A 22,403-nucleotide genomic window follows, 5' to 3' on the forward strand; every position below is an offset into this window, starting at 1 on the left:
CTCCGGTCCTAGCTTTCGAGCAGATCCTCCAGCCGCAGCGGCAACCGGCGCAGGCGCTTGCCGGTGGCATGGAACACCGCATTCACGATGGCGGGCGCCACGCCGACCATGGCCACTTCGCCCAGGCCTTTCACGCCCATGGCATTGAGCCGCGTGTCGGGCTTGCCGACGAAGTCGACATCGATGCGGCCGATGTCCGCCGCCACGGGCAGCACGTATTCAGCAAGGTCCGCGTTGAGGAAGCCGCCGTAGCGCGTGTCCACCTCGCTCGCCTCGCGCAGGGCGGCGCCAATGCCCCACACCACGCCCCCTTCGACCTGGCTGCGTGCGGTGCGCAGGCTGGCCACCGTGCCGCAGTCGGCCACGCTGAGCACGCGCGGCACGCGGATGCGCCGCGTGGTGGGTTCGATGCGCACCTCGACGAAGTGCGCAATGAAGCTGAAGGCGACGAAATCCGGGTACACCGGCCCCGCCGCGGCGGGCAGGCCGCCGGTGAGCCGTCCGAAGACCTGCTCCGGCTGGCCCGGCGCGCGCATCCGGCTCTCGGCCTCGGCAAAGGGACGGCCCGAGGCACGCAGCAGCGCCACGGCCGTGCCGCCGTTCGCATCGCCTGGCGCACCCGCGTTCTGGCGCAGGTCGTCCATGAGCCGCTGCGCGGCTTCCTGCACCGGCGGCAAGGCGGTGGCCGTGCCCCAGGAACCGGCGGTCAGGTGTTGCGGCGCGGCGGCGGTGTCGCCGACCAGGATCTCCACCGCGGCCACCGGCGCGCCGAGCACGCGCGCCACCGTCAATGCGATGGCGGTGCGAATGCCCTGCCCCATCTCGTGGCCGCCGACCGCCACCCGCACCGCGCCGCTCGCATCGAGTCGCACCTTGGCCACGGCCGGAGCAATCGCCGCCTTGTAGGCGCCGGCCGCCACGCCCCATCCGATGAGGCTGCCGTCGGGCGCGCGCATCGAGCGCGGCGCCATCGTGCGGCGCGCCCAGCCGAAGGCGCTGCTCCCCTTGGCGAGGCACTCGGCCAGGTGGCGCGACGAAAAGGGCTTGCCGCTGATCGGATCGACGGCCGCGTCGTTCGCCAGCCGGAACGCGACCGGGTCGCGGCCGAGCGCGTAGGCCATCTCGTCCACCGCGCTTTCGAATGCGAAGGCGGCCGGATGCTCGAACGGCGCGCGCATGTAGCCGGGCGTCTGCACGTCGGTGCGCACGAGCCGCTCGCGGCCGAGGAAATTGCCGATGCCGTAGAGCCGCGCAGTGATCTCGGTGCCGCTCGACGGAAACAGGTCGTGGCGCGAGGTCTGCTGGTCGATCTCGTGGATGGCGGCGACCAGCTTGCCGCCGTGGTCGGCGCCCAGGCGCACCCGGTGGCGGCTCGCCGGCCTGAAGCTCGCGTTGTGGAACAGCTGGCTGCGCGACAGCACGAGCTTGACCGGCCGGCCCAGCGCGCGCGCCGCAATCGCCACCAGCGCGGTGTGCGACTGCAGCGAGTTCTTCTGGCCGAAGCCGCCGCCCACCGTGGGCGACAGCACGCGCACCCTGGCCGGCTCGATGCCGAGCTGCTTCGCCAGGCCGTGGCGCACGCTTTCGGCATTCTGGGTCGGCTCGTGGATGGTGAGCACGCCGTCGGCGCTCCACTCGGCCACGGTCGCGATGATTTCCATCGGGTTCTGGTGCTGGATCGGCAACTCGTAGGCCGCGTCCACCGTGAAGGCCGCGCCCTGGAGCACGGCCTCGGCATCGCCCGCCCGCCGGTCGGCGAACATCGGCTGCGGCAGCAGGGCCGATTGCGCCTGCGGCTGGGCGTCGGGCGCATCGATGGTCGCCACGAAAGGGACGGCAGCATAGGTCACGGCCACCAGCGCCGCGGCCTCGCGCGCGGCCTCGGGCGTGTCGGCCACCACCATCGCCACGGTCTGGCCGCGGTAGGCGACCTGCGGCGAGCGCAGCGGATAGAAGCTCTGGAAGCCGAAGCCGCCGCCCATCAGGAAGCCGCCGGTGTCGAAGCTGCCGGCGTTCTCGTGCGTGAACACCGTGCGAACGCCGCGCACGCGCTGCGCCGCCGCGGTGTCGATGGCGGTGACGGCGCCGCGTGCGATGCGCGAGGGCACCAGCGCGGCATGCAGCAGCCCGGCGCGCGCATCGTCCGCCGCATAGCGCGTGGCGCCGCGCACCTTGTCGCGCGCGTCGACGCGCTCGGCGCCCGCGCGGGTCGTGCGCTTCGTCATCACCGTCTTGAGGCTCGTTGCCATCTTCAGCTCCTTTCCCTGGCCAGCATCAGCGCATCGGTCACCGTCTCGATGCCGAGCGCCACCTTGAACGCGTTGTGCTCGAGCGGCTTCGCGCCCTCGAAGGCAAGCTCGGCGGCGCGCCGCGCGGCCGCGCGCGTGAACGGCTGGCCGACCAGGCTGCGCTCGGCCTCGGCCGCGCGCCACGGATGCGTTGCCACGCCGCCGAGCGCAATGCGTGCGTCGGACACGCGGTTGCTCCTGAGCTCCAGGGCCACGGCCGCCGAGGCGAGCGCAAAGGCATAGGACTCGCGGTCGCGGATCTTGTGGTACGTGGAGCCCCGGCCGATCGCCCCGCGCGGCACGCGGATGCCCACGATCAGCTCGTCGGCCGCGAGCACCGTCTCCAGGTGCGGCGCGGCACCGGGCGCGCGGTGCAGTTCGCGCACCGGCACCGTGCGTTCGCCGCGCGGGCTGACGGTGTCGACGAGCGCATCGAAGGCCACCAATGCAACGGCCCAGTCGCCCGGATAGACGGCCACGCAGTCGTCGCTGCCGCCCAGCACCGCATGGCCGCGGTTCTGGCCGCCCACTGCCGAACAGCCGCTGCCGGGCACGCGCTTGTTGCAGGCGAATTCGGGCCCGCCGCGAAAGTAGGCGCAGCGCGTGCGCTGCAGCAGGTTGCCGCCCACGGTCGCCATGTTGCGCAGCTGCTGCGAAGCGGCCTTCCACAGCGACTCCGACAAGGCCGGGAATTCGCGCTGCACCACGGCGTTGTCCGCCACGTCGCTCATGGCCGCGAGCGCGCCGATGCGCAGTTCGCCGCGGCTGGCGGTGTCGACTTCGCGCAGGCCCTCGATGCGGGTGATGTCGATCACCGTGGCCGGCGCTTCCACGCCGAGCTTCATCAGGTCGAACAGCGTGGTGCCGCCCGCGAAGTAGCGCGCGCCGGGCTGGTTCTGCGCGAGCAGCTGCACGGCTTCGCCGGTGCTGCGCGGACGCAGGTAGGCGAAGTCATGCATGGCGGCTGCCCTCCATGCGGCGCATCCGTGGCGCGGCCTCGCGGATCGCTTCGAGAATGCCCGTGTACGCACCGCATCGGCAGATGTTGCCGCTCATGTATTCGCGGATCTGCGCGTCGCTGGTGGCATGGCCTTCGCGCACGCAGGCAATGGCGGCCATGATCTGGCCGGGCGTGCAATAGCCGCACTGCAGCGCGTCGTGGTCGAGGAAGGCCTGCTGCATCGGATGCAGCGTGCCGTCGGGCGACTCGATGCCCTCGATGGTGGTCACGGCGCAGCCGTCGGTCTTCACGGCCAGCGTGAGGCACGAGGCCACGCGGCGGCCGTCCACATGCACCGTGCAGGCACCGCACTGGCCGTGGTCGCAGCCCTTCTTGGCGCCGGTGAGGCCGAGCTGTTCGCGCAGCACGTCGAGCAGCGAGGCGCGCGGCTCCAGCTTCAGTTCGTGGAGCCTGCCGTTGATGGTGACGCGGGTCTCCTGGGAGCCCGTGCCGGAGTTGGGTGCCGCGCTGCCGGCTTCCGCGGCCGCACTCGCGCCGGCCGAAGCCGCGGCGCCCGCACCGGCCGCCGTGGTCATCATGAACATGCGCCGATTGACGGCAGGCAATGCGCCTGCCGCGTTCTGCAGGAGTGGTTGGCTCATGGGGCTTCTTCCTTTCTTGCTTCTTCAGAATTCACGGCCGAGGCGCGCATCGACCGACGCGGGGCCGCTGCCGCGCGCCGCGATGCACAGCGCGGCGAAGACCAGCATCAGCGGGTATTCGTAGCCGCGGTCGATCCAGGGAAAGGTGGGTGCGAGCAGGTAGCAGATGACCAGCATCTGCACCACCACCATCGGCGCGACGATGCGCGTCAGGAAACCCAATGCCAGCATCAGCCCGCCGACGCCTTCGAGCAGCGCGATGAACCAGCCGATCAGCGGGGCAGCGGGCAGGTGCAGCACGTTGGCGATCAGGTTCACCGAGCCGGCCATCGGATCGGCCATGCTGCCGTGGCTGCGGCCCAGCAGCTTGGGGATGCCGTGGGTCATGAGCATCAGGCCGAAGGCGGTGCGCAGCAGCGCATAGCTCAGCGGCTCCAGCCGCTCATAGACGCTGCGCAGCCGCGGAAAGATCAGTTGCATGGGGATTGCTCCTGGGTCAAAGGGGATGCGGGAAGCGCCTTCGAAGATGGCGCGAGAGAAAGTCTCTCTGTTCTCCCTGGGCGAATAAATACGTAAATCTCGCCAATACAATTCAAGGAGACTCAACAATCGAGAAGAACCCATGGACCGCTTCGACGCCATGCAGCTGTTCACCCGCATCGTCGATCTGGGCAGCTTCACCCAGGCCGCGGCCGCGCTCGACATCCCGCGTGCCACGGCCACGCATGCCATCAAGGAGCTGGAGGCCAGGCTGCACGTGCGGCTGCTGGAGCGCACGACGCGCCAGGTGCGCACCACCGTCGACGGCCAGGCCTTCTACGAGCGCTGCCGCCATTTGCTGCGCGAACTCGAAGAGACCGAGTCCTCACTGGCGGAGCTGTCGGTCAACCCGCGCGGGCGCCTGCGCATCGACATCCACGGCGCGCCCGCCCAGGCCATCGTGCTGCCGCGCATCCAGGAATTTCATGAGCGCTATCCGCACATCCAACTGGCCATGGGCAGCGGCGACCGGCTGGTGGACCTGGTGCGCGAAGGCGTCGACTGCGTGGTGCGCGCGGGCGAGCCCAAGGATTCGTCGCTGGTCACGCGCCGCCTGGCGCTGCTGCCGCAAGTGACCTGCGCGAGCCCGGGCTACCTGGCCGCGTACGGCACGCCCACGCAGCCGTCCGACCTCGCCCGGCACCTCGCGGTCAATTTCTTCTCGGCCTCGCGGCCCGAGGTGTTTCCGTACGAGTTCATGGTGGACGGCAAGCTCGAGACCTGCATGCTGAAGGACTGGATCAGCGTCAACAACGCCGATGTCTACAAGAGCTGCGCCGAACAGGGCTGCGGCATCATCCAGGTGCCGCGCTTCAGCGTGGAGAGCCAGTTGCGCGAAGGCACGCTGGTCGAGATCCTGCCGCACACGCCCTGCCCGCCCATGGTCTATTCGGTGCTGTACCCGCACCACCGCCAGCTCTCGCCGCGGGTGCGGGTGTTCATCGACTGGATCGCGCAGCTCTATGCGGAGCGCTTCGGCAGCGCGGCCGCATAGGCGCCGGCGCAGTGGTCACCGCTCAGTCATGCGGCGCACCTAGCATCCGCAGGCCCTTGCCGCCATCCACCCAGACTGCACCCCACCCACGCGATGTACCCCGGCGAACGGCTCAACGGATACAGCCATCTGCTGGGCCTGCTGCTCGCACTCGCGGCCACCGCGCTGCTGCTCGCCAAGACCCTGCCCACCGGCGACGCCGCGCGGATTGCCGGCGCGCTGGTGTTCTCGCTCTCGGCGGTGGTGCTGTATGCGGCGTCCACGCTGTTCCACAGCACCCGCGGGCGCCTCAAGCGCTTCTGGGAGCGCGTGGACCACTGCGCCATCTACCTGCTGATCGCGGGCACCTACACGCCGTTCGCGCTGGTCACGTTGCACGGGGTCTGGGGCTGGCTGCTGATGGCCGCCGTATGGGGCGCGGCCCTCTTCGGCATCGCACGCGAACTGCTGCAGGCAGGCAGCGCAGCCTCGAAGCCGCCGCTGGCGCTCTACATTGCCATGGGCTGGCTCGGCGTGCTGGCCGCGGTGCCGCTGGCCGCGCGGCTCGACAGCGGCGGGCTCGCGTGGCTGCTGGCCGGCGGGGTGCTCTACACCGTGGGCACGGTGTTCTACCGCAACCGGCGGGGCTTCAGGCATGCGCACGGCACCTGGCACCTGTTCGTGCTTGCGGGTACGGCGAGCCACTACGTGTGCGTGGGGTGGTTCGTGCTTTGATGCGCAGCCGCGGGCGAACAGGACCCCGCCGTAAGCACCTGTTACCACCTCCCGCGGAGTTTCGCGTCGTGAGATGTGCACAATGCGCCCCATGCCAAATATCGCCTCCATCCTGAAATCCGAGATTTCCCGTGTCGCCCGCAAGGAAGTTCGCGCGGAGATCGAAACGCTCAGAAAAGCTTCCACGCTGCACCGCGCCTCGATCGCCGCATTGCGCCGGCAGGTCGAAAAGCTGGAGAAGGAACTGCGCCGCGCCACCAGGACCGTGGCGCGCGCCACTCCCGCAGGCGATGCCGACGAAGCCGCCGAATCAGGCCCGCACCGGCGATTCAGCGCGAGCCGGCTGGCCGCGCACCGCGTCAAGCTCGGCCTCTCGGCCGCTGCCTACGGCAAGCTGGTGGGCGTGACCGGCCAGACCATCTACAAATGGGAGCAAGGCAAGGCCAGGCCGCGCAAGGCCCAGCTCGAAGGCCTGGCCGCCGTGCGGGGCCTCGGCCGGCGCGAAGTGGCCGAGCAGCTGAACGGATAAGCCGGCCGCGCTCTTCTTTCATGTCCAGCCTCATCGTGCACGGCGGCACGCCGCTTCGTGGCCGCATCACGCCTTCCGCCAACAAGAATGCCGTGCTGCCGGTACTGTGCGCCACGCTGCTCACGCGCGAGCCGCTGCGCCTGCATGGCGTGCCCGACATCACCGACGTGCGCAAGATCCTCGACATCTTCCGCAGCCTGGGCAGCGAGGCGCGCATGGACCACGCCACCGGCACGCTGGAGCTGCACCACCGCGACACGGCCTTCGATGCCGCGCGCGACCGGCTGCCCGAGGAAATGCGCTCTTCGATCATGCTGGTGCCGCCGCTGCTCGCGCGCTTCGGCATTGCGCGGCTCGAAGACAACGTCAAGGGCTGTACGCTGGGCGTGCGCGAGATCGATCCGCACGTCGATGTGTTCCGCCGCTTCGGCGCAGAGGTGGAGCGCGCCAGCGGCTCGCTGCTGGTGCGCTGCGCCGGGCCGCTCGTGCCCGCGCAGCATTGGCTCGACTACGCCTCCGTCACCACCACCGAGAACTTCGTGCTGTGCGCGGCGGCGGCCAACGGCAGCTCCACGCTCACCAATGCCGCCTGCGAGCCGCACGTGCAGGAGTTCTGCCGCTTCATGGCGATGCTCGGCGTGCGCATCGAGGGCATCGGCACCTCTCGGCTCACGGTGCACGGCGGCGGCGCGCTGGGCGGCGGGGAATTCCGCTTCGACGAGGACTTCAACGAGATCACCACCTTCCTCGCGCTGGGCGCCATCACGGGCGGCGACGTGGTCGTGCGCAACAGCGCGCCCGAGAACTTTCCGCTGATCGACCGCACCTTCGCGAAATTCGGCGTCACGGTCACGCACGCCGACGGCTGGTCGCGCGCCAGCAGCGACGGCCCGCTGAAGGTGCAGACGCCTTTCACCAGCAACGTGCTCACCAAGGTGGAGGCGGCGCCGTGGCCGTACTTTCCGGTCGACCTGCTCCCCATCTTCATTGCGCTGGGCGTGCGCGCCCAGGGCAATGCGATGTTCTGGAACAAGGTGTACGACGGCGCGCTGGGATGGACCGGCGAGCTGTCGAAGTTCGGCGCCCACGTCTTCTCCTCGGACCCGCACCGGCTCATCAGCTTCGGCGGCAGCCCGCTGACGCCCGCCGTGGTCGAGAGCCCCTACATCATCCGCGTGGCGATCGCGCTCTTCATGGTGGCGGCGAGCATCGAGGGCCGCTCCGAAATCCGCAATGCCACGCCGATCCGCCGGGCCCATCCGCGCTTCGCCGAGAACCTGCGCAGCCTGGGCGCGCAGGTGGAGTGGGCGAGCGAGGAGTGAATCATCGGGCGGGCGCGGGGCGGCTCAGCCCCGCAGCGCCTCCACCGCGATGCGCGCCGCCGATGCGATGACGTCGTTGCGGCCCGGCGCATCCTGCGCCGGGAACGTCAGGTACACCGCCATCACCAGCGGCGCGCCGGCCGGCGGCCACAGCACGGCGATGTCGTTCACCGTGCCATAGGAGCCGGCCCCGGTCTTGTCGCCCACCTTCCAGTCAGCCGGCACGCCCGCACGGATGCGCGTGGCGCCGGTGGTATTGCCCAGCAGCCAGGCCTCGAGCTGGCTGCGCTGCGCCGCCCCGAGCCCGTCGCCCAGCACCAGCCGCTGCAGGCTCGCGGCCATGGCCTCGGGCGAGGTGGTGTCGCGCGGATCGCCCGGAATGGCGCTGTTGAGCTCGGTCTCCCAGCGGTCGAGCCTGAAGACCGGGTCGCCGATGGAGCGCGCGAACGCAGTCACCGCGGACGGGCCGCCGAGCATCTTCATCAGCAGGTTGGCCGCGGCGTTGTCGCTGTACTGGATGGTGGCGGCGCACAGCGCGGAGACCGTCATGCCCTCGCCCAGGTGCTTCTCGGTGACGGGCGAGTTGGGAAGAATGTCGCTCCTCGCGTAGCTCACGCGCCGCTCCAGCAGGCCGGGCTCGCGGCTGCTGCGATCCAGGATGACGGCGGACGCCATCATCTTGAAGGTGCTGCACATCGGGAAGCGCTCGGTGGCGCGGTGCTGCACGCGTGCGCCGGTGGCGGTGTCGAAGGCGACCACGCCGAGCCGCCCGCCCACGGAGCGTTCGAGGGCCGCGAGCTGCGCTTGGGCACCTGAAAGCGTGCCGGCCTGCGGTCCCTTGGCGGACCATGCGGTACAGGCGCCGGCCAGGGGCAAGGCCGAGGCGGCGAGCAGGAAGGTGCGGCGATTGGCGGAGGATTTCATGGGTCTTCTTTTTTGCGAGTGGATGGAACGGAGCGAATCGTAGGAGCGCCATCGCGCAGGCTCCAGCGCCAGGCGGCGCTGCCGCGTCTCGCCTGTATCGGGTGTAACCGCAAAAATCATTCAACTTATTGGTTGAATAATTTTCGAGGCACGGCTACATTCAACCTCATGGTTGAACTAGACGATGAACGGCTCGACGCCGTGTTCCAGGCCCTGGCCGACAGCACGCGCCGCACCATGCTGCAGCTGCTGGCCCAGGGCGAATGCAGCGTGGGCGAACTCGGCGCACCGTTTCGCATGTCGTTCGCGGGCGCATCCAAGCACGTCAAGGCGCTGGAGCGCGCCGGCCTGGTCTCCCGCACGGTGCAGGGCCGCGCGCACGTCTGCCGGCTGGAACCGGCGGCGCTCGCGTCGGCCAACGCATGGCTGCGCTACTACGAAGGCTTCTGGAACAACCATCTGGACGCGCTGGAGAAGGAACTGCGGCGCGACGCATCCCGCGGCAAGTGAAGTCCCCATTCTTTTTCAAGGAGCAAGCCATGGCCAAGAACAGCCTCGGAACCCTGATCGAACCCGGCACCCTGCGCATGGAGCGCACCCTGCCCGCCCCCGTCGAGCGCGTATGGGCCTATTTCGTCGACCCCGGCAAGCGCGCCGCCTGGCTGGCCGGCGGCACCATGGCCGAAGTGCCCGGCAGCGTGTTCGAGCTGCGCTTCGACCACACCCGGCTCTCCGGCGAAGTGGCCCCCGAGCGCTTCAGCGCCTGCCGCAGCCCCATCGTCCAGAAATCGCGGGTCGTCGAATTCGAGCCACTCAAGCGCCTGACCATCAGCTGGGGCAGCGAAAGGGCCACCGCCTCCGAGGTCACTTTCGAGTTCACGCAAGAGGGCGATGCCACGCACCTCGTGCTCACGCACCGGCGCCTGCCCGACCGCAGGGAAACCCTCAGCGTCTCCAGCGGCTGGCACGCCCACCTCGACGTGCTCGACGACGTGCTGCACGGCCGCAAGCCGCGGGGGTTCTGGACCAACCACGCGGCGCTCGAGAAGGCCTACGACGAACGCCTTCCGGCCTGAGCGGACGAAAAAGCCGCGCCGCTCCATCCGGTGCGGCCGGCCCCTTTGCGGAGTCGGATGGCGACTACAGGCAAGCGCCCGCGCTTGCGTTAAGGTTCGCAGCATCCGCGACTCCGAAGCATCCCATGGCCACCACTCCTTCCCCCGTACCGGTCCGCAAGCATTTCTCGATGATCCGCGGCTTTCACCTGGCCGACGTATTCACGCTCGGCAATGCGGCGTGCGGGGTGGGCGCGGTGTTCCTCTCGATGGCCTTCATGGCGAGCCAGTCGCTGGCGCACTTCCTCTGGGCCGCCGCGCTCGCGCCCGCGGCCTTCGTGTTCGACGTGTTCGACGGCCGCATCGCGCGCTGGCGGCAAACCCATTCCGCGCTGGGACGCGAGCTCGACTCGCTGGCCGACGTGATCTCCTTCGGCGTGGCGCCGGCCGCGCTCGCCTTCGCGGCGGGCCTGGACGGCGGCTGGGACTGCGTGCTGCTGATCTATTTCGTCGGCTGCGGCGTGAGCCGGCTCGCGCGCTACAACGTCACTGCCGAGGCGCTTTCCGCCGGCGCCGACAAGGTCAAGTACTTCGAAGGCACGCCCATTCCGACCAGCGTGGTGCTGGTCGGCGTGCTGGCCTGGGCCGCGTGGCAGGGCCGCATCGGCGACGCGGTGTGGGGCGGCGCCTGGGTGCTCGGCCCCTGGCAGCTGCATCCGCTCACGCTGCTCTTCGCGCTGTCGGGCACGCTGATGATCAGCAAGACGCTGCGCATTCCCAAGTTCTGACCGTCCATCCACTCCAAGGAACCCCGTCAAATGATGAAGCTGTATTTCGATCCACAGAGCCGCTCGCAGGTCGCGAAATGGATGCTCGACGAAGCCGGCGTGGACTACGAAATCGTGCCCACCCTGATCCGGGAGAAGGCGCACAAGAAGCCCGGCTACCTGAAGATCAATCCCTCGGGCAAGCTGCCGGCGCTGGTCGACGGCCGCGCCCGCGTCTTCGAGAATGCGGCCATCTGCATGTACGTGGCCGAGAAGTTTCCGCAGGCCAGGCTGGCGCCATCGGTAGGCTCGCCCGAGCGCGGCCGCTACCTGTCGCTGATGGTCTATTCGACGGCGCAGCTCGAACCCGCGATGGGCGACAGCCTGCTCGGGCTGCACAGCAACAACAGCGCGCGCGGCTGGACCCATTTCGAGCAGGCCAAGAATGTGGTGGAGCACGAGCTGGGCTACGGCCCGTACCTCTTCGGCGCGCAATTCACCGCGGCCGACGTGATGATCGGCTCGATGTTCATCTGGCACCGCGCCTTCGGCGGGCGCTCGAACCGCCCCAAGATCGACGCCTACATCGACCGCCTGCAGGCCCGCCCCAAGGGCATGAAGTTCGGCTGAACCGCACCCATCCCATGTCAAAAGCACCCTTCCCCCAAGGCGCGGCGACCGGCCTCGACCAGCTGGTCCGCATCGCCGCCGAGCAGCCGCTGGCACCGGCCTGCGACCATTTCTACTTCCTGCGCCACGGCCAGACCGGCCGCAATGCGCAGCGCATCTTCCAGGCCGTGGACGAGCCGCTGAGCGAACTCGGCCTGCAGCAGGCCGCGCGCGCCGCCCAGCTGCTGGCGGGCGAGCCGATCCGCACCATCGTCTGCAGCGACGCCCGCCGCGCGCACGACACGGCGCATGCCGTGGCCACCGTGCTTCGCCTTGTGCCCACGCCGCAGGCGGCCTTGCGCGAGCGCAACTTCGGCGCGCTCATCGGCACCTCGTCGGCCGAGATCGACTGGGCCTGCGAGCCCGAGGGCGGCGAAACCCTGGCCCAGTTCGTGGCCCGCAAGCGGCTGGCGCTGGACGCAGCGCTGGCGCAACCCGCGCCGGTGCTGGTGGTGGCACACGGAGGCACGCTCTACGCACTGGCCGCGCTGATCGGCCTGCCCATCGACCTGGCCCTGCTCGGCAATGCGCAGCCATTGCGTTTCTCGCGCAGCGGCCCCACATGGACCGTGACGCCGCTGCTGCGGCATGCCGACGGCAGTTCAAGCCTGGCCTGAAGCGGCCGGCAGGCGTACCGTTCGGCATCCACACCACCGAAAAGCATGGAATTCAAGGACTACTACAGCGCCCTGGGCATCGACCGCACTGCGTCCGAAGAGGACGTGCGCAAGGCCTACCGCAAGCTCGCGCGCAAGTACCACCCCGACGTCAGCAAGGAGCCGGACGCCGAGAAGCGCATGCGCGACATCAACGAAGCCAACGACGTGCTGCGCGACAAGGAAAAGCGCGCCGCCTACGACGCGCTGGCCGACCGCGTGGCGCGCGGCGGCCATCCCCAGGGCGACTTCCAGCCGCCACCGGATTGGGACACGGGCTTCGAATTCCACCGCGGCCCGAACCAGGGCCCGGCCGACCATGCCGACTTCAGCGAGTTCTTTTCGTCGCTGTTCGGCGAGGCCGAGCGGCGCGGCGCGGCAAGGCGCAACTACCGCGCCCGCGGCGAGGACCATCACGCGGCCATCGAGATCGCGCTCGAGGATGCGCTCAACGGCGCCGAGCGCGAGATCACGCTGCGCGCACAGGAACTCGACGCGCAGGGCCGGCCCACCTTCAAGACGCGCACGCTGAGCGTCAAGATCCCGCCCGGCGTGCATCCGGGGCAGTTCATCCGTCTCGCCGGCCAGGGCATGCCGGGCCACGGCGGCGAACCCGCGGGCGACCTCTACCTGGAAGTGCGCATCGCGCCGCACCGGCTCTACCGCATCGAGGAACGCGACCTCTACATGACCTTGCCCGTCACGCCGACCGAGGCCGCGCTCGGCGCGCAGGTCAAGGTGCCCGTGCCCACCGGCGGCGTGGTCGAGGTGACCGTGCCGCGCAACGCGCGCAGCGGCCTCAAGCTGCGGCTCAAGGGCCGCGGGCTGGCCGGCAAGCAGCCCGGCGACCTGTACCTGCTGCTCGACATCGCCCTGCCACCGGCCGACAGCGAGGCCGCGCGCAAGGCCTACGAGCAGCTGGCGCAGGCGTCCGCTTCGTTCAACCCACGCCAGCATCTGGGAGTGTGAGCATGGCGACCGTTTCCGTGACAACCACAGCCATCAGCGCCTCGCAGCCGCTCGCCGCCAGCGAGCTGGCCCATGCCTGCGGCGCCGATACCGAGTGGGTGGTGCAGCTCGTCGAGGTGGGCATCGTGCAGATCGCCGCGGTCGAAGCGCCGCCCGAGCACTGGCGCTTCTCCAGCACCGACCTGCAATGCGCGCTCGAGGCGCGCCGCCTGGAGCGCGACTTTGGCGTCGGCCTCGACGCCGCCGCGCTGATCCTCGACCTGCAGCACGAGGTGCGGCGGCTCAAGGCGGTGATCCGCGCGCACGGGCTTCGCTAGCCACCCCGCAAAGCGCAGATCAGCCGGATTTGCCGCGCGCGTTTTTCTTCGGGCCTTCGGCGCGCGGCGCATTCGCGGCGGCCGGGCCATTGCTGCCATTCAGCTGATCGACCCACAGCAGGGTGTCGACGTACGACATGAACCGGTTGAGGTATTCCGGCGAAAGCTCGTGCATCAGCATGAGCGACCGGTGCACCAGGTGGTGCGAATTCAGCGGGCCCGCATTTTCCGGCACCTTGGCCAGCGACTGCGTCAGCCGCCGGTCGGCACTGAGCCGCGACCAGGTGCTCCTGAAGTAGCGCAGCGTCTTGAGCTCGGGGGTGGCGGGTACGGCGTCATCGGCCGCCGCGCCATCATCGCCTTGCGGCGGCGCCTGCCGCGCCATGTGCTCCACGAGCTCCGCGAGCGGGCCGCGGGGAAGCCGGGCTGCCTGTTTCGCGCTCGCATCGCGAACCGCCGGAAGGCCGTCCGCGTGCCGAGCCTCTTCGAGATTCCCGCGATACGCCGCGAGCAGCACGGCCAGCCGCTCGTCGAGGATGCGCCGCGCATCGCCCTCATGGGCGGCCGCCCGCCTCGCGAGCGCCTCGATGAAGCGAAAGCGCACGGGATCCCGGCGATGCCCGCCCTGCGCGCGCCAGGCGTCGAGCACTGCGGCGGGATCGATGCTGCTGCTACTCACGGGACTTGGTGCCGGCGCCAGCCTGCCGCGGCGTGGGCGCCATTTCGACACGCCGGTTCTTCGCCCGCCCTTCGGCATCGGCATTGGATGCCACGGCCTGCTCGGAGCCGAAGGCCGCGGCAAACACCGATGACGACGGAACGCCCTCCTCGATCAAGGCCCGCGTCACCGTCAATGCGCGCTGGGCCGAGAGCTCCCAGTTGTCGGCGAACGGACGGTTGCCGTCCTTCGACTGCCGCATCTGCCGGTCGTCCGTGAAGCCGCTCACCATCAGCACCTCGTCGCGCGCGCGCAGGTACGTGGCCACGGGCGCGGCCAGGCTCTTGAGCACCTGCCGGCCTTCGGGCTGCAGGTCGGCCGAGTTGAAGGCGAACAGCACGCTGCCGCTGATGCCGATGCGCCCGTTGTTCAGCGTGACCCGGCCCGCCGCGAGCGGCCCGGCCAGCGCCTGCTCGAGCGCCTCGCGGCGCTGCGTCTCGGCCTGGCGCTGCTGCACTTCGGCCTGCAGCTTCGCCGCCAGGTCCAGTTGCATGCCGAGCGCCCCCACGAGAATCAGCACGAAGGCCCCCACCAGCCCCGACATCAGGTCGCCGAAGACCGCCCACACCGGCACGCTCGGCTCCAGGCCGGCGTCGAGATCGTCCCGCATCACGCCTCGCTGCCCACGGCGGCCTGCCGGCCCGCGATCTGCTGCAGGTCTTCGACGATCTGCTTCTGCGACATGATGCTCAGGTCGATGACTTCCCTCGCCTGCGCCACGTAGTACGCCAGCTGCTCGTCGCTGCGCGCGATGGACTTGCCGAGCGCCCCTTCGACGCGCTGCAGGTGGGCCACCAGCTTGTCGTTCGACTCGCTGAAGAGCTGCACGGCAAAGCCGAAGGCCTCGCCCAGACTGGCCACTTCAACGGCGCTGCCGGTGATCTGCGCGGCGACCGCGGCCATCTTGCCGGTTTCCTCGTCGACCTTCTCGGTGAAGCGGCTGCCCACGCGGTCCAGCACGTCCGCCGATACACCCACCAGCGCATCGACCGCCGAGCGCTGCTCGGTGGAGGCGTGGTTCACGGCATCGAGCAGGGTTCCCAGCGTTTCCATGATGCGGCTGCGTTCTTCCAGCATCGCGTTGTCGCGCGCCATGCTGTCGGACAGCTTCTGGCGCAGCTCGGCCACCACTTCGGCCGCCACCCGCGGCGCTTCCGAGGCGGCCTGCAGCAGTTGGGCGATCTCGCCGACCGTGTTCTTCGCATGCGTCTCGGCCTGGGTCGACATGTCGCGCGCGGTTTGCGCGAGCGCGTCGAAGAGCTGCTGCTGCTGGCTTGCCGTGTATGCGCCCGCCTGCTGCCACTGCTGCTGCAGCGACGCGGACACGGTCGCCAGCGCTTGCGTCCAGGCCGACAGCCGCTGCTCGTCGCGCGCTGCGATATCGGCCTGCAGCGCGGCATGCGCCTGTTCCACCGTGCGCAGCAGCGAGGCCGAGTGCTGCTCGAAGCCGGCTGCCGCCGCCGCAAGCGACTGCTGCGCCTCCTGCGACAGCTTTTCGCTGACGCGCTGGTGCTGCGCGAGTGCGCTGCTCCAGGTGTCGGACACGCCGGCCGCCGTGCTTTCGAGCCGGGCCGAGACGCCCTCCACCAGCGAGGCCGAGCGCTGCTCGAAGGTTTCGGCAAAGCGGTCATGCGAAGCGCGCAGGTCGCTCGACAGCGCCTCGGAGGTGCGCTGGTGCTCGGCGAGCGCAGCCTGCCAGGTGCCTGCCACGCTGGCGGTGGCCGCCTCGAAGCGGCTCGAAAGCCCGTCGAGCTGCTGCTGCACGGTGCGCGCGACGGTGTCGTGCAGCGAGGCCGTCTCGCGCGCGATGCCCGCCATGGTGGCCTCGACCACCGGCTGGATCGTCGCGCCCGCGATGCGCGCGCTTTCGCTCAGGCTCTGCTTGAGCGACTGGTCGACCGAAGAGGCCAGCCCGGCATACACGGCCTCGGCCTTGGTGTGGAACTGCGCCTGGCCGGCGGCAAGGCGCTCATTCAGGGCCTGGCTCTGCCGCTCCATCGCCGCCATCATGGCCTGCAGCTGGTCGACCAGCCGCGGCATCTGGTGGGCTTGCTGTTCGAGCAGCTGGAACGAGGCCTCGCGCTGGTGGGCCAGCGAGTAGGCGCGCAGCGTGGTGGCGATCCTGCTGTCGAGCATCTGCCCGGCCTGCAGCCGCTCGCGCCGGCACAACGCCGAGGCCAGCCCCAGCATCGCGGAGGCGGCCACGCCGGCCACCGAGGTGCCGAACGCCAGCCCCAGGCCCTTCACGGGCGCCGACAGCGAGGCGCGGATGGCCGGCAGGTCGGTCGCGCTTTCCAGCGCCATGCCGGTGCCGTTCAGCGTGACCACCATGCCGAGGAAAGTGCCCAGCATGCCCAGCAGCACCAGCAGTCCGGCCAGGTACGGCGTGAGCGCCGGCCCCGGCAGGCCCACGCGCTCGCCTTCGATGCGAAGGCGCACCGCATTGCGCAGCGTGGGATGCAGCCGGTCGAGCCAGGCGCCCAGGCTCGAGGGCGGGTCGGAAAGATCCGCCACGGCGCGCGACAAGGTGGCGGTGGCCTGCTGGAAGCGATGCAGTTCCAGCGCGCCCATCAGGTAGAACGCGCCGACCAGCATCGTGACGGCGAGCGCCAGCGTGTGCGAGCCGACGTATCCGGCCCCGACCCAGCAGACGACGGCCAGGCCCGCAGCAAAAACAGCGTAGTGAAGAAATCTATTCATGGCACTCTGGTGGCCTCATGCGAAGGGCTTCGAGCAGTCCTTCGATCGGTTGAAATCGGAAATCGAGTTCGGCGAGCAGCACGTTCTTCATGTCCTTGCGGAACACATGCAGCCACTCGCCGGCCTCTGCCTCGCTGCCGGGTTCGCCCACCGTCTCCGGGCTGGCCTGGCGCAGGCGCGTGAAATGCTTTTCGAGCAGCGCGGGCACGGCCGCGAGCAGGCTGTGCTCGCGCGCAGCCAGCACCTGCTCCATCACCACGTCCACCGCCGCAAGCCGCGCCATGGCCGGCGACCTGGCCGCCAGCAGCGCCCGCAAACGGCCGCGCAGCGGGCCGATGCCTGCTTCCATGGCCTGTTGCAGCGTGAGATGGCGGCGGCGAAACGGCGTGAAATCAACGGCCGCCGCGACAGCGCCGTCTTCGGCCACCGCCTTGGCCAACGCGGACCGCGCACGCACGCATTCGCGCTCCTCGGCGCTCGCGGAAGCCCGTGCGCGCGAAGGCGCAGCCGCCGCCACGGCGCCGTCCAGCGCGGCCGACAGCGAGATGGCGTCGGTCCAGCCGAACCATTGGCTCAATCGATCCGCGGTGGCCTGCCGGGGTTCGCGGACGTCGACCTCGGTCAGCCGGGAAAGCAAGCGAACAAGCGCCGAGCCGTTGAAAACTGTGCGCTGTGAAACTTGCGCCATACCCGCCAGAACGAAAAACCTGGCAGTCTACACCGGCGGCTCTCCTTGGCCTCCCCGCTCCACGGCTGCTGCCGGGAGGGAAAGTTCAAGCAAACGTTCCAGGCGGTAACCAGGCGTTCCGTTGGATTCAGACCGCCGCTTCCGCAGGCCAGCCTGAGCGCGCCGCGCGTTCGAGCGCAGAACGCACCACCATCCGGTGGAACGGCGCGATCAGCCGGATGTAGTTGCGGCCGAAGAGGTTGTGGCAGTGCACCACCGTGACGGCAGTGAGCGAATCCCCCGCCACGGAGCGCATCACCGAAACGCGGAAATCCAGGTGCCGGTCGTCCTCGCCGAGCACCACCTCGTTGGCATGCGTTTCGTAGATGCGAAAGATGCCGACGCGCGGCGCACCGTCCGGCGTGCCGGCGCGCAGCGCGCTGGCCGTCTTGAGGCCGAAGCCGCCGACCAAGCGGTCGCGCAGCGCCAACAGCGCGTTGACCCAGGGAGCGGGACGCTCGAAAGTGAAGCGCGCCAGCGCCAGCACGTCGCGGGTGGCGCCCTGAGGCAGGTCGATGGCGAAGGCGTCGGCCAGAAAGGCGCCGCGATAGAGGCCGGCCACGCGCGCGCCCGGGGGCAGCGCCTCGCGGCGGGAACTGTGCAGCCGATGGTGGTTTGTCATTGCAAGATCTCGAACACATCGCCGTTGGTCGGCGTCGCCTGCTCGTGATAGATGTCGTAGAGATACTGCGAAAGCTCGGCGCGTGGGACGTCGGATGGAATTGCCAGCTGGATCCTGCGGCGCTTGCCGTCGGGCCCCGTCAAGTAGCTCTCCCAGCGGTCCGCGGCTCTTTCAATGGCCATGACCTGGCCGAACACGTTGAACAGATAGCGCTCGCCGCTCATGGGTATTCACGCTGGACCGCGTGCGAGAAGGCCAGCGGATCGGCCGCCAGCGAGGCCGGGAGAAAGGTCGGCCGCAGGTTGACGGCCGCCAGCTCCGAGATCGGGAACCAGCGGAATTCCAGATCCAGGTGGCTCTCGATGCCGCGGTAGCTTCGCGCCTTGTCGAGATGGGGCGAATCCTCGGCCAGCGAGACGAGAAAATAGAACCCGATCTCGTGGTTGCGCCGGCCCGCGAGGTCGAAGAAGTTCTCCGCCACATGAAGAAGCCGGCCGCATTCGACTTCTTCGCCAAGCTCTTCCCTCATCTCCCGCACGATCGTGGCCGAGGCCTCTTCGCCGACTTCGACCCTGCCACCCGGCAAGGCCCAGTAGTCGTCGCCCGGCGCGCGGTGAAGGAGCGCGTGGCCCGCATGAAGGATGACCGCGGCGGCCCGCACCTGAAAGCGCTGGCCGTGGAGATGGACTGAAATCATGAGGCTCGAGTATCGGTGGTTAAAGTCCGAAGCACCCCCTGCCGAAGAACGAAACCCGCAACCAGATGACCCCAGAGACCAAGCCCCGCTGCACCTGGGCCCAGAGCGATCCGCTGCTGGCCTCCTACCACGACGCCGAATGGGGCGTGCCCGAGCGCGACAGCCGCGCGCTGTGGGAAAAGCTCATGCTCGACGGCTTCCAGGCGGGCCTCTCGTGGCTCACGATTTTGCGCAAGCGCGATGCGTTCCGTGCTTCATTCGAGGGCTTCGTGCCCGAAAAGGTGGCACGGTTCACCACGGCCGACGTCGACCGTCTGATGCTGGACGCGGGCATCGTGCGCTCGCGCGCCAAGATCGAGGCCACCATCGGCAATGCCCGCGCCTATCTGGCGATGCAGGCCGCGGGCGAGGATTTTTCGGAATTCGTCTGGGGCATGGCCGGCGGCAAGCCCATCGTCAACAGCAGGACCGGCGCAGTGCCGACCAAGACGCCGCTTTCGGAACAGATGTCGGCGGCCCTGAAGAAGCGCGGCTTCAAATTCGTGGGGCCGGTGATCGTCTATGCATGGATGCAGGCCACCGGCATCGTGGACGACCACGCACCCGAGTGCTTCTGCCACCACGCCGCGCCGCGGCAGCGCTGAAAACGCAAAAAAACCGGACGGCACCTGGGGCGCCGTCCGGCTTTTTTACTGCAGAGGAAAGACGCGCGGGCGATGCCGCCGTCTCTTCTCTTGTGCCCGCCTTCTTACAGGCCGGCTTGGCGCGTGAAAGTGCGTGCCTGCGAGGGAACCACGCTGCCGGCGAAAGCTTCGCGGCGCAGGTTCTGGCCGGGCGCGTGAGCGGCAGCAACAGCTTCGCTGCGGACTGCGGCGCGGTCGGTCGAAGCAGCCAGCACGGGCGCCACGGTGGACGAAGCGGCGTCGCTGTAGACGTTGCCTTCGCGGGCAGCGGCAGCGGCCTGGGGAGCCACGTCGGCGCGGCTGTAGCCGGAGCTCAGGGGCTGCACGCCTTCGTAGGTTTCTGCGTGGGCGCCGGCAGCGGCGAGCAGGGACAGAGCGGCGGCGGCGAGGATGTTCGAGGTCTTCATTTCAATTTCCTTCTTGATTGGGCTTTGGATGCCCTGAAGTTTGCACCAGGATGACAAGGGAAAACCCTAGCCAAACCGAATCGCAGTGTTCATGAAACTGAAACAATAACGGGGAACTTTTTGACGTGAGCGCCAAAGTCCACACTTTCCTCAAGAAATTTGGCTCAACCTGCGTATTTTTTCTCTAGCTCGTCGAGCGCGGGCTTGCCGACGAGGCGCTGCCGTTCGGCAAACGAAGCCACGAGCGATGGGTCTTCGTCGAGGCGGCGAGTATCGCGCAACACGGTCAATGCACGTTGCATGCCAGCCACTGCGCCCTGCAACGCGGCATTGGCGTACAGCACCAGTCCATAGCCGAGCGCGCCCAGTTCTTCGGCGCCGAAGGTGGGCGTCTTGCCGCCGATCACCATGTTCATGAGCTGCGGCTTGTCCAGAAGCCGCGGCATGGCGCGCACTTCGTCGGCCGAGGTCACGGCCTCGACGAACAGGATGTCGGCACCGGCCTCGCTGAACTGCTGCGCACGTTCGATGGCCGCCTCGAAGCCGTGCACGGCCGCCGCGTCGGTGCGGGCCATGACGAGCATGCCGGCGTCGGTGCGCGCATCGACCGCAGCCTTGATCTTGCCCAGCATCTCTGCGGTGTCGATCACCGCCTTGCCGGCGAAATGGCCGCAGCGCTTGGGGCTGACCTGGTCCTCGAGCTGGATGCAGTCGGCCCCCGCGCGCTCGAGCACGCGCACCGCGTGCCGCACGTTGAGCGCGTTGCCAAAGCCGGTGTCGGCATCGACCAGCAGCGGCAGGTTCACCGCATCGCGGATGCGCGCGGTGTGCTCCGCGATGTCGTGCAGGCCCATGAAGGCCTGGTCGGGCAGGCCGAAGTGCATGTTGGTGACGCCGGCGCCGGTGACGTAGACGGCCTCGAAGCCCAGGTCTTCGATCACGCGGGCCGACAGTGCATTGAATGCGCCCGGCACCAGCACGCCGCGGCGCGCCTCGGCCAGGCGGCGCAGGGTCTTCTTCGGCGACTCGTTGTCTTGGGTCATGGTCATGCGGCGTACAGATCCACGTACTCGTGCACCGGCATGGCCTCGAGCTTCCTCGCATCGAGCGACACGCCGAGGATGGCCTCTTGCTGCTTCTGCGCGAAGCGGCGCGCCAGGTTGGTACGGAACTTGGCTTCGAGCAGCGGAATGCCTTCGGCGCGGCGGCGCTTGTGGCCGATCGGGTATTCGACCGCGACCTCCGCAAAGCTGGTGCTGTCCTTGAACTCCACGGTCAGCGCATTGGCGATGCTGCGCTTCTCGGGGTCGTGATAGTCGGCCGTGAAGCGCGGGTCTTCCACGCACACGATCTTGTCGCGCAGCGCATCGATGCGCGGGTCGCTCGCCACGCCGTCCTCGTAGTCGGCGGCGGTGAGACGCCCGAAGATCATGGGCACCGCCACCATGTACTGGATGCAGTGGTCGCGGTCGGCCGGGTTGGCGAGCGGCCCCTTCTTGTCGATGATGCGGATGCAGGCCTCGTGCGTGCGGATGCTCACCTTCCGGATGTCGTCCACCGTCTTGCCGGACTGCTGCAGCTGCGCATGCAGCGCCATGCCCGCCTCCACCGCCGTCTGGCTGTGGAACTCGGCGGGAAAGCTGATCTTGAACAGCACGTTCTCCATCACGTAGCTGCCGTACGGGCGCTGGAACTTGAACGGCTGGCCCTTGAACAGCACGTCGTAGAAGCCCCAGGTCTTCGCGGTGAGCACGCTCGGGTAGCCCATCTCGCCGGTCTTGGCGATGAGCGCGAGCCGCACCGCGCGGCTGGTGGCGTCGCCCGCGGCCCAGCTCTTTCGGCTGCCGGTGTTGGGCGCATGGCGGTAGGTGCGCAGGCTCTGCCCGTCGACCCATGCGAGCGACACGGCATTGACGATCTCGTCGCGCGACAGCCCCATCAGGCGCGCCACCACTGCAGTGGAGGCCACCTTCACCAGAACCACATGGTCGAGCCCCACCTTGTTGAACGAATTCTCCAGTGCCAGGCAGCCCTGGATCTCGTGCGCCTGGATCATCGCCGTGAGCACGTCGCGCATCAGGAGCGGCTGGCGCCCCACGGCCACCGCATTGCGGCTGAGCCAGTCGGCCGTGGCCAGGATGCCGCCGAGGTTGTCGCTCGGATGGCCCCACTCGGCCGCGAGCCAGGTGTCGTTGAAGTCGAGCCAGCGGATCATCGTGCCGATATTGAAGGCGGCCTGGATGGGGTCGAGCTGGTACGGCGTGCCGGGCACCTTCGCGCCATGCGGCACCACCGTGCCCGGCACGACCGGGCCGAGCAGCTTGGTACAGGCCGGGTATTCGAGCGCCTCGAGGCCGCAGCCGAGTGTGTCGATCAGGCAGTGGCGCGCGGTCTCGTATGCCAATGCGCTCGTGATCTGCTGGGGGGCAAGCAGGTAGTCGACGATGTCGACCAGCACCTGGTCGGGTTCGGGGCGGATGTTGCTGATGGGAGCGGACATGAT

Annotated in this window: 27 protein-coding genes; 12 read left to right on the plus strand and 15 right to left on the minus strand. The window is 69.1% G+C overall.

The window, feature by feature from the left end; genetic code table 11:
- Positions 1 to 8: 8 nt before the first annotated feature.
- The 4 genes from IB278_RS09655 to IB278_RS09670 are packed head-to-tail and all read right to left on the minus strand — an operon-like array spanning position 9 to position 4,370.
- Positions 9 to 2,249 (minus strand): xanthine dehydrogenase family protein molybdopterin-binding subunit, encoded by a 2,241-nt coding sequence (locus IB278_RS09655; protein ID WP_225612829.1) that lies wholly within the window; start codon positions 2,247 to 2,249, stop codon positions 9 to 11.
- Positions 2,250 to 2,251: 2 nt separating this feature from the next.
- Positions 2,252 to 3,247, minus strand: a complete 996-nt coding sequence (locus tag IB278_RS09660) for an FAD binding domain-containing protein (protein WP_192323299.1) — start codon at positions 3,245 to 3,247, stop codon at positions 2,252 to 2,254.
- Positions 3,240 to 3,890 (minus strand): (2Fe-2S)-binding protein, encoded by a 651-nt coding sequence (locus IB278_RS09665; protein WP_145744783.1) that lies wholly within the window; start codon positions 3,888 to 3,890, stop codon positions 3,240 to 3,242. The genes IB278_RS09660 and IB278_RS09665 overlap by 8 nt, the downstream gene beginning before the upstream one ends.
- A 24-nt stretch (positions 3,891 to 3,914) precedes the next feature.
- Positions 3,915 to 4,370 (minus strand): DoxX family protein, encoded by a 456-nt coding sequence (locus tag IB278_RS09670; RefSeq protein ID WP_192323300.1) that lies wholly within the window; start codon positions 4,368 to 4,370, stop codon positions 3,915 to 3,917.
- Positions 4,371 to 4,512: 142 nt separating this feature from the next.
- Between IB278_RS09670 and IB278_RS09675 the strand changes: the two genes are divergently transcribed.
- From IB278_RS09675 to IB278_RS09690, 4 genes are all read left to right on the plus strand, one after another.
- The gene (locus IB278_RS09675) at positions 4,513 to 5,424 is read left to right on the plus strand and encodes a LysR family transcriptional regulator (protein ID WP_145744778.1); all 912 of its coding nucleotides are present in this window, start codon (positions 4,513 to 4,515) and stop codon (positions 5,422 to 5,424) included.
- Between the two features lie 93 nt (positions 5,425 to 5,517).
- Positions 5,518 to 6,138, plus strand: coding sequence for a PAQR family membrane homeostasis protein TrhA (gene trhA / locus IB278_RS09680; RefSeq protein ID WP_192323301.1), 621 nt, complete (start codon positions 5,518 to 5,520; stop codon positions 6,136 to 6,138).
- Between the two features lie 91 nt (positions 6,139 to 6,229).
- A complete protein-coding gene (locus tag IB278_RS09685) occupies positions 6,230 to 6,667 on the plus strand; it encodes a helix-turn-helix domain-containing protein (RefSeq protein WP_186454203.1) in 438 nt (145 codons plus the stop codon).
- 20 nt (positions 6,668 to 6,687) lie between these two features.
- A complete protein-coding gene (locus IB278_RS09690; RefSeq protein WP_192323302.1) occupies positions 6,688 to 7,989 on the plus strand; it encodes a UDP-N-acetylglucosamine 1-carboxyvinyltransferase in 1,302 nt (433 codons plus the stop codon).
- Positions 7,990 to 8,013: 24 nt separating this feature from the next.
- Here the strand turns inward: IB278_RS09690 and bla are convergent, their stop codons facing one another.
- A complete protein-coding gene (bla, locus tag IB278_RS09695; RefSeq protein ID WP_192323303.1) occupies positions 8,014 to 8,913 on the minus strand; it encodes a class A beta-lactamase in 900 nt (299 codons plus the stop codon).
- Positions 8,914 to 9,081: 168 nt separating this feature from the next.
- Between bla and IB278_RS09700 the strand changes: the two genes are divergently transcribed.
- The 7 genes from IB278_RS09700 (at position 9,082) to IB278_RS09730 (ending at position 13,346) form a co-directional block, all read left to right on the plus strand.
- A complete protein-coding gene (locus IB278_RS09700; protein ID WP_192323304.1) occupies positions 9,082 to 9,423 on the plus strand; it encodes an ArsR/SmtB family transcription factor in 342 nt (113 codons plus the stop codon).
- Positions 9,424 to 9,452: 29 nt separating this feature from the next.
- On the plus strand, positions 9,453 to 9,989 hold the full coding sequence (locus tag IB278_RS09705) for an SRPBCC family protein (protein WP_192323305.1): 537 nt from the start codon (positions 9,453 to 9,455) through the stop codon (positions 9,987 to 9,989).
- 125 nt (positions 9,990 to 10,114) lie between these two features.
- Positions 10,115 to 10,756, plus strand: a complete 642-nt coding sequence (locus IB278_RS09710; RefSeq protein ID WP_145744764.1) for a CDP-alcohol phosphatidyltransferase family protein — start codon at positions 10,115 to 10,117, stop codon at positions 10,754 to 10,756.
- A gap of 30 nt (positions 10,757 to 10,786) precedes the next feature.
- Positions 10,787 to 11,365 (plus strand): glutathione S-transferase family protein, encoded by a 579-nt coding sequence (locus IB278_RS09715; protein WP_209502780.1) that lies wholly within the window; start codon positions 10,787 to 10,789, stop codon positions 11,363 to 11,365.
- 14 nt (positions 11,366 to 11,379) lie between these two features.
- The gene (locus IB278_RS09720) at positions 11,380 to 12,021 is read left to right on the plus strand and encodes a histidine phosphatase family protein (protein ID WP_192323306.1); all 642 of its coding nucleotides are present in this window, start codon (positions 11,380 to 11,382) and stop codon (positions 12,019 to 12,021) included.
- 45 nt (positions 12,022 to 12,066) lie between these two features.
- Entirely contained in the window at positions 12,067 to 13,029 is a 963-nt protein-coding gene (locus IB278_RS09725) for a DnaJ C-terminal domain-containing protein (RefSeq protein ID WP_145744760.1), read from the plus strand.
- A 2-nt stretch (positions 13,030 to 13,031) separates the two neighbouring features.
- On the plus strand, positions 13,032 to 13,346 hold the full coding sequence (locus IB278_RS09730) for a chaperone modulator CbpM (protein ID WP_145744759.1): 315 nt from the start codon (positions 13,032 to 13,034) through the stop codon (positions 13,344 to 13,346).
- A 19-nt stretch (positions 13,347 to 13,365) separates the two neighbouring features.
- On the opposite strand, the gene IB278_RS09735 is transcribed toward IB278_RS09730, so the two are convergent.
- From IB278_RS09735 to IB278_RS09765, 7 genes are all read right to left on the minus strand, one after another.
- A complete protein-coding gene (locus IB278_RS09735; protein ID WP_412556322.1) occupies positions 13,366 to 14,025 on the minus strand; it encodes a DUF2894 domain-containing protein in 660 nt (219 codons plus the stop codon).
- Positions 14,018 to 14,674 carry an OmpA family protein gene (locus IB278_RS09740; protein WP_145744757.1) on the minus strand — a complete coding sequence of 219 codons (657 nt, stop codon included), beginning with the start codon at positions 14,672 to 14,674 and terminating at the stop codon, positions 14,018 to 14,020. Before IB278_RS09740 ends, IB278_RS09735 begins: the two co-directional genes overlap by 8 nt.
- Positions 14,674 to 16,764 (minus strand): DUF802 domain-containing protein, encoded by a 2,091-nt coding sequence (locus tag IB278_RS09745; protein ID WP_192323307.1) that lies wholly within the window; start codon positions 16,762 to 16,764, stop codon positions 14,674 to 14,676. The genes IB278_RS09740 and IB278_RS09745 overlap by 1 nt, the downstream gene beginning before the upstream one ends.
- Complete coding sequence (locus IB278_RS09750; protein ID WP_145744753.1) at positions 16,757 to 17,452, minus strand: DUF3348 domain-containing protein; 696 nt, start codon at positions 17,450 to 17,452, stop codon at positions 16,757 to 16,759. The genes IB278_RS09745 and IB278_RS09750 overlap by 8 nt, the downstream gene beginning before the upstream one ends.
- A gap of 127 nt (positions 17,453 to 17,579) precedes the next feature.
- The gene (locus IB278_RS09755; RefSeq protein WP_145744751.1) at positions 17,580 to 18,113 is read right to left on the minus strand and encodes a DUF2867 domain-containing protein; all 534 of its coding nucleotides are present in this window, start codon (positions 18,111 to 18,113) and stop codon (positions 17,580 to 17,582) included.
- Positions 18,110 to 18,337 (minus strand): hypothetical protein, encoded by a 228-nt coding sequence (locus IB278_RS09760; protein WP_145744749.1) that lies wholly within the window; start codon positions 18,335 to 18,337, stop codon positions 18,110 to 18,112. Before IB278_RS09760 ends, IB278_RS09755 begins: the two co-directional genes overlap by 4 nt.
- Positions 18,334 to 18,810 (minus strand): NUDIX hydrolase, encoded by a 477-nt coding sequence (locus IB278_RS09765; protein WP_145744748.1) that lies wholly within the window; start codon positions 18,808 to 18,810, stop codon positions 18,334 to 18,336. Before IB278_RS09765 ends, IB278_RS09760 begins: the two co-directional genes overlap by 4 nt.
- A 65-nt stretch (positions 18,811 to 18,875) precedes the next feature.
- Between IB278_RS09765 and IB278_RS09770 the strand changes: the two genes are divergently transcribed.
- Positions 18,876 to 19,454, plus strand: coding sequence for a DNA-3-methyladenine glycosylase I (locus IB278_RS09770; RefSeq protein ID WP_145744746.1), 579 nt, complete (start codon positions 18,876 to 18,878; stop codon positions 19,452 to 19,454).
- A 104-nt stretch (positions 19,455 to 19,558) separates the two neighbouring features.
- Here the strand turns inward: IB278_RS09770 and IB278_RS09775 are convergent, their stop codons facing one another.
- The 3 genes from IB278_RS09775 to IB278_RS09785 all read right to left on the minus strand — a co-directional run bounded on the left by IB278_RS09775 (position 19,559) and on the right by IB278_RS09785 (position 22,400).
- Positions 19,559 to 19,900 carry an alpha/beta hydrolase gene (locus tag IB278_RS09775; RefSeq protein WP_192323308.1) on the minus strand — a complete coding sequence of 114 codons (342 nt, stop codon included), beginning with the start codon at positions 19,898 to 19,900 and terminating at the stop codon, positions 19,559 to 19,561.
- Positions 19,901 to 20,064: 164 nt separating this feature from the next.
- The gene (locus IB278_RS09780; RefSeq protein WP_192323367.1) at positions 20,065 to 20,943 is read right to left on the minus strand and encodes an isocitrate lyase/PEP mutase family protein; all 879 of its coding nucleotides are present in this window, start codon (positions 20,941 to 20,943) and stop codon (positions 20,065 to 20,067) included.
- A gap of 2 nt (positions 20,944 to 20,945) precedes the next feature.
- The gene (locus tag IB278_RS09785; protein ID WP_192323309.1) at positions 20,946 to 22,400 is read right to left on the minus strand and encodes a bifunctional 2-methylcitrate dehydratase/aconitate hydratase; all 1,455 of its coding nucleotides are present in this window, start codon (positions 22,398 to 22,400) and stop codon (positions 20,946 to 20,948) included.
- Positions 22,401 to 22,403 lie beyond the last annotated feature (3 nt).

It is taken from the genome of Variovorax sp. VRV01 (assembly GCF_014852545.1).
GTDB lineage: Bacteria > Pseudomonadota > Gammaproteobacteria > Burkholderiales > Burkholderiaceae_C > Variovorax > Variovorax beijingensis_A.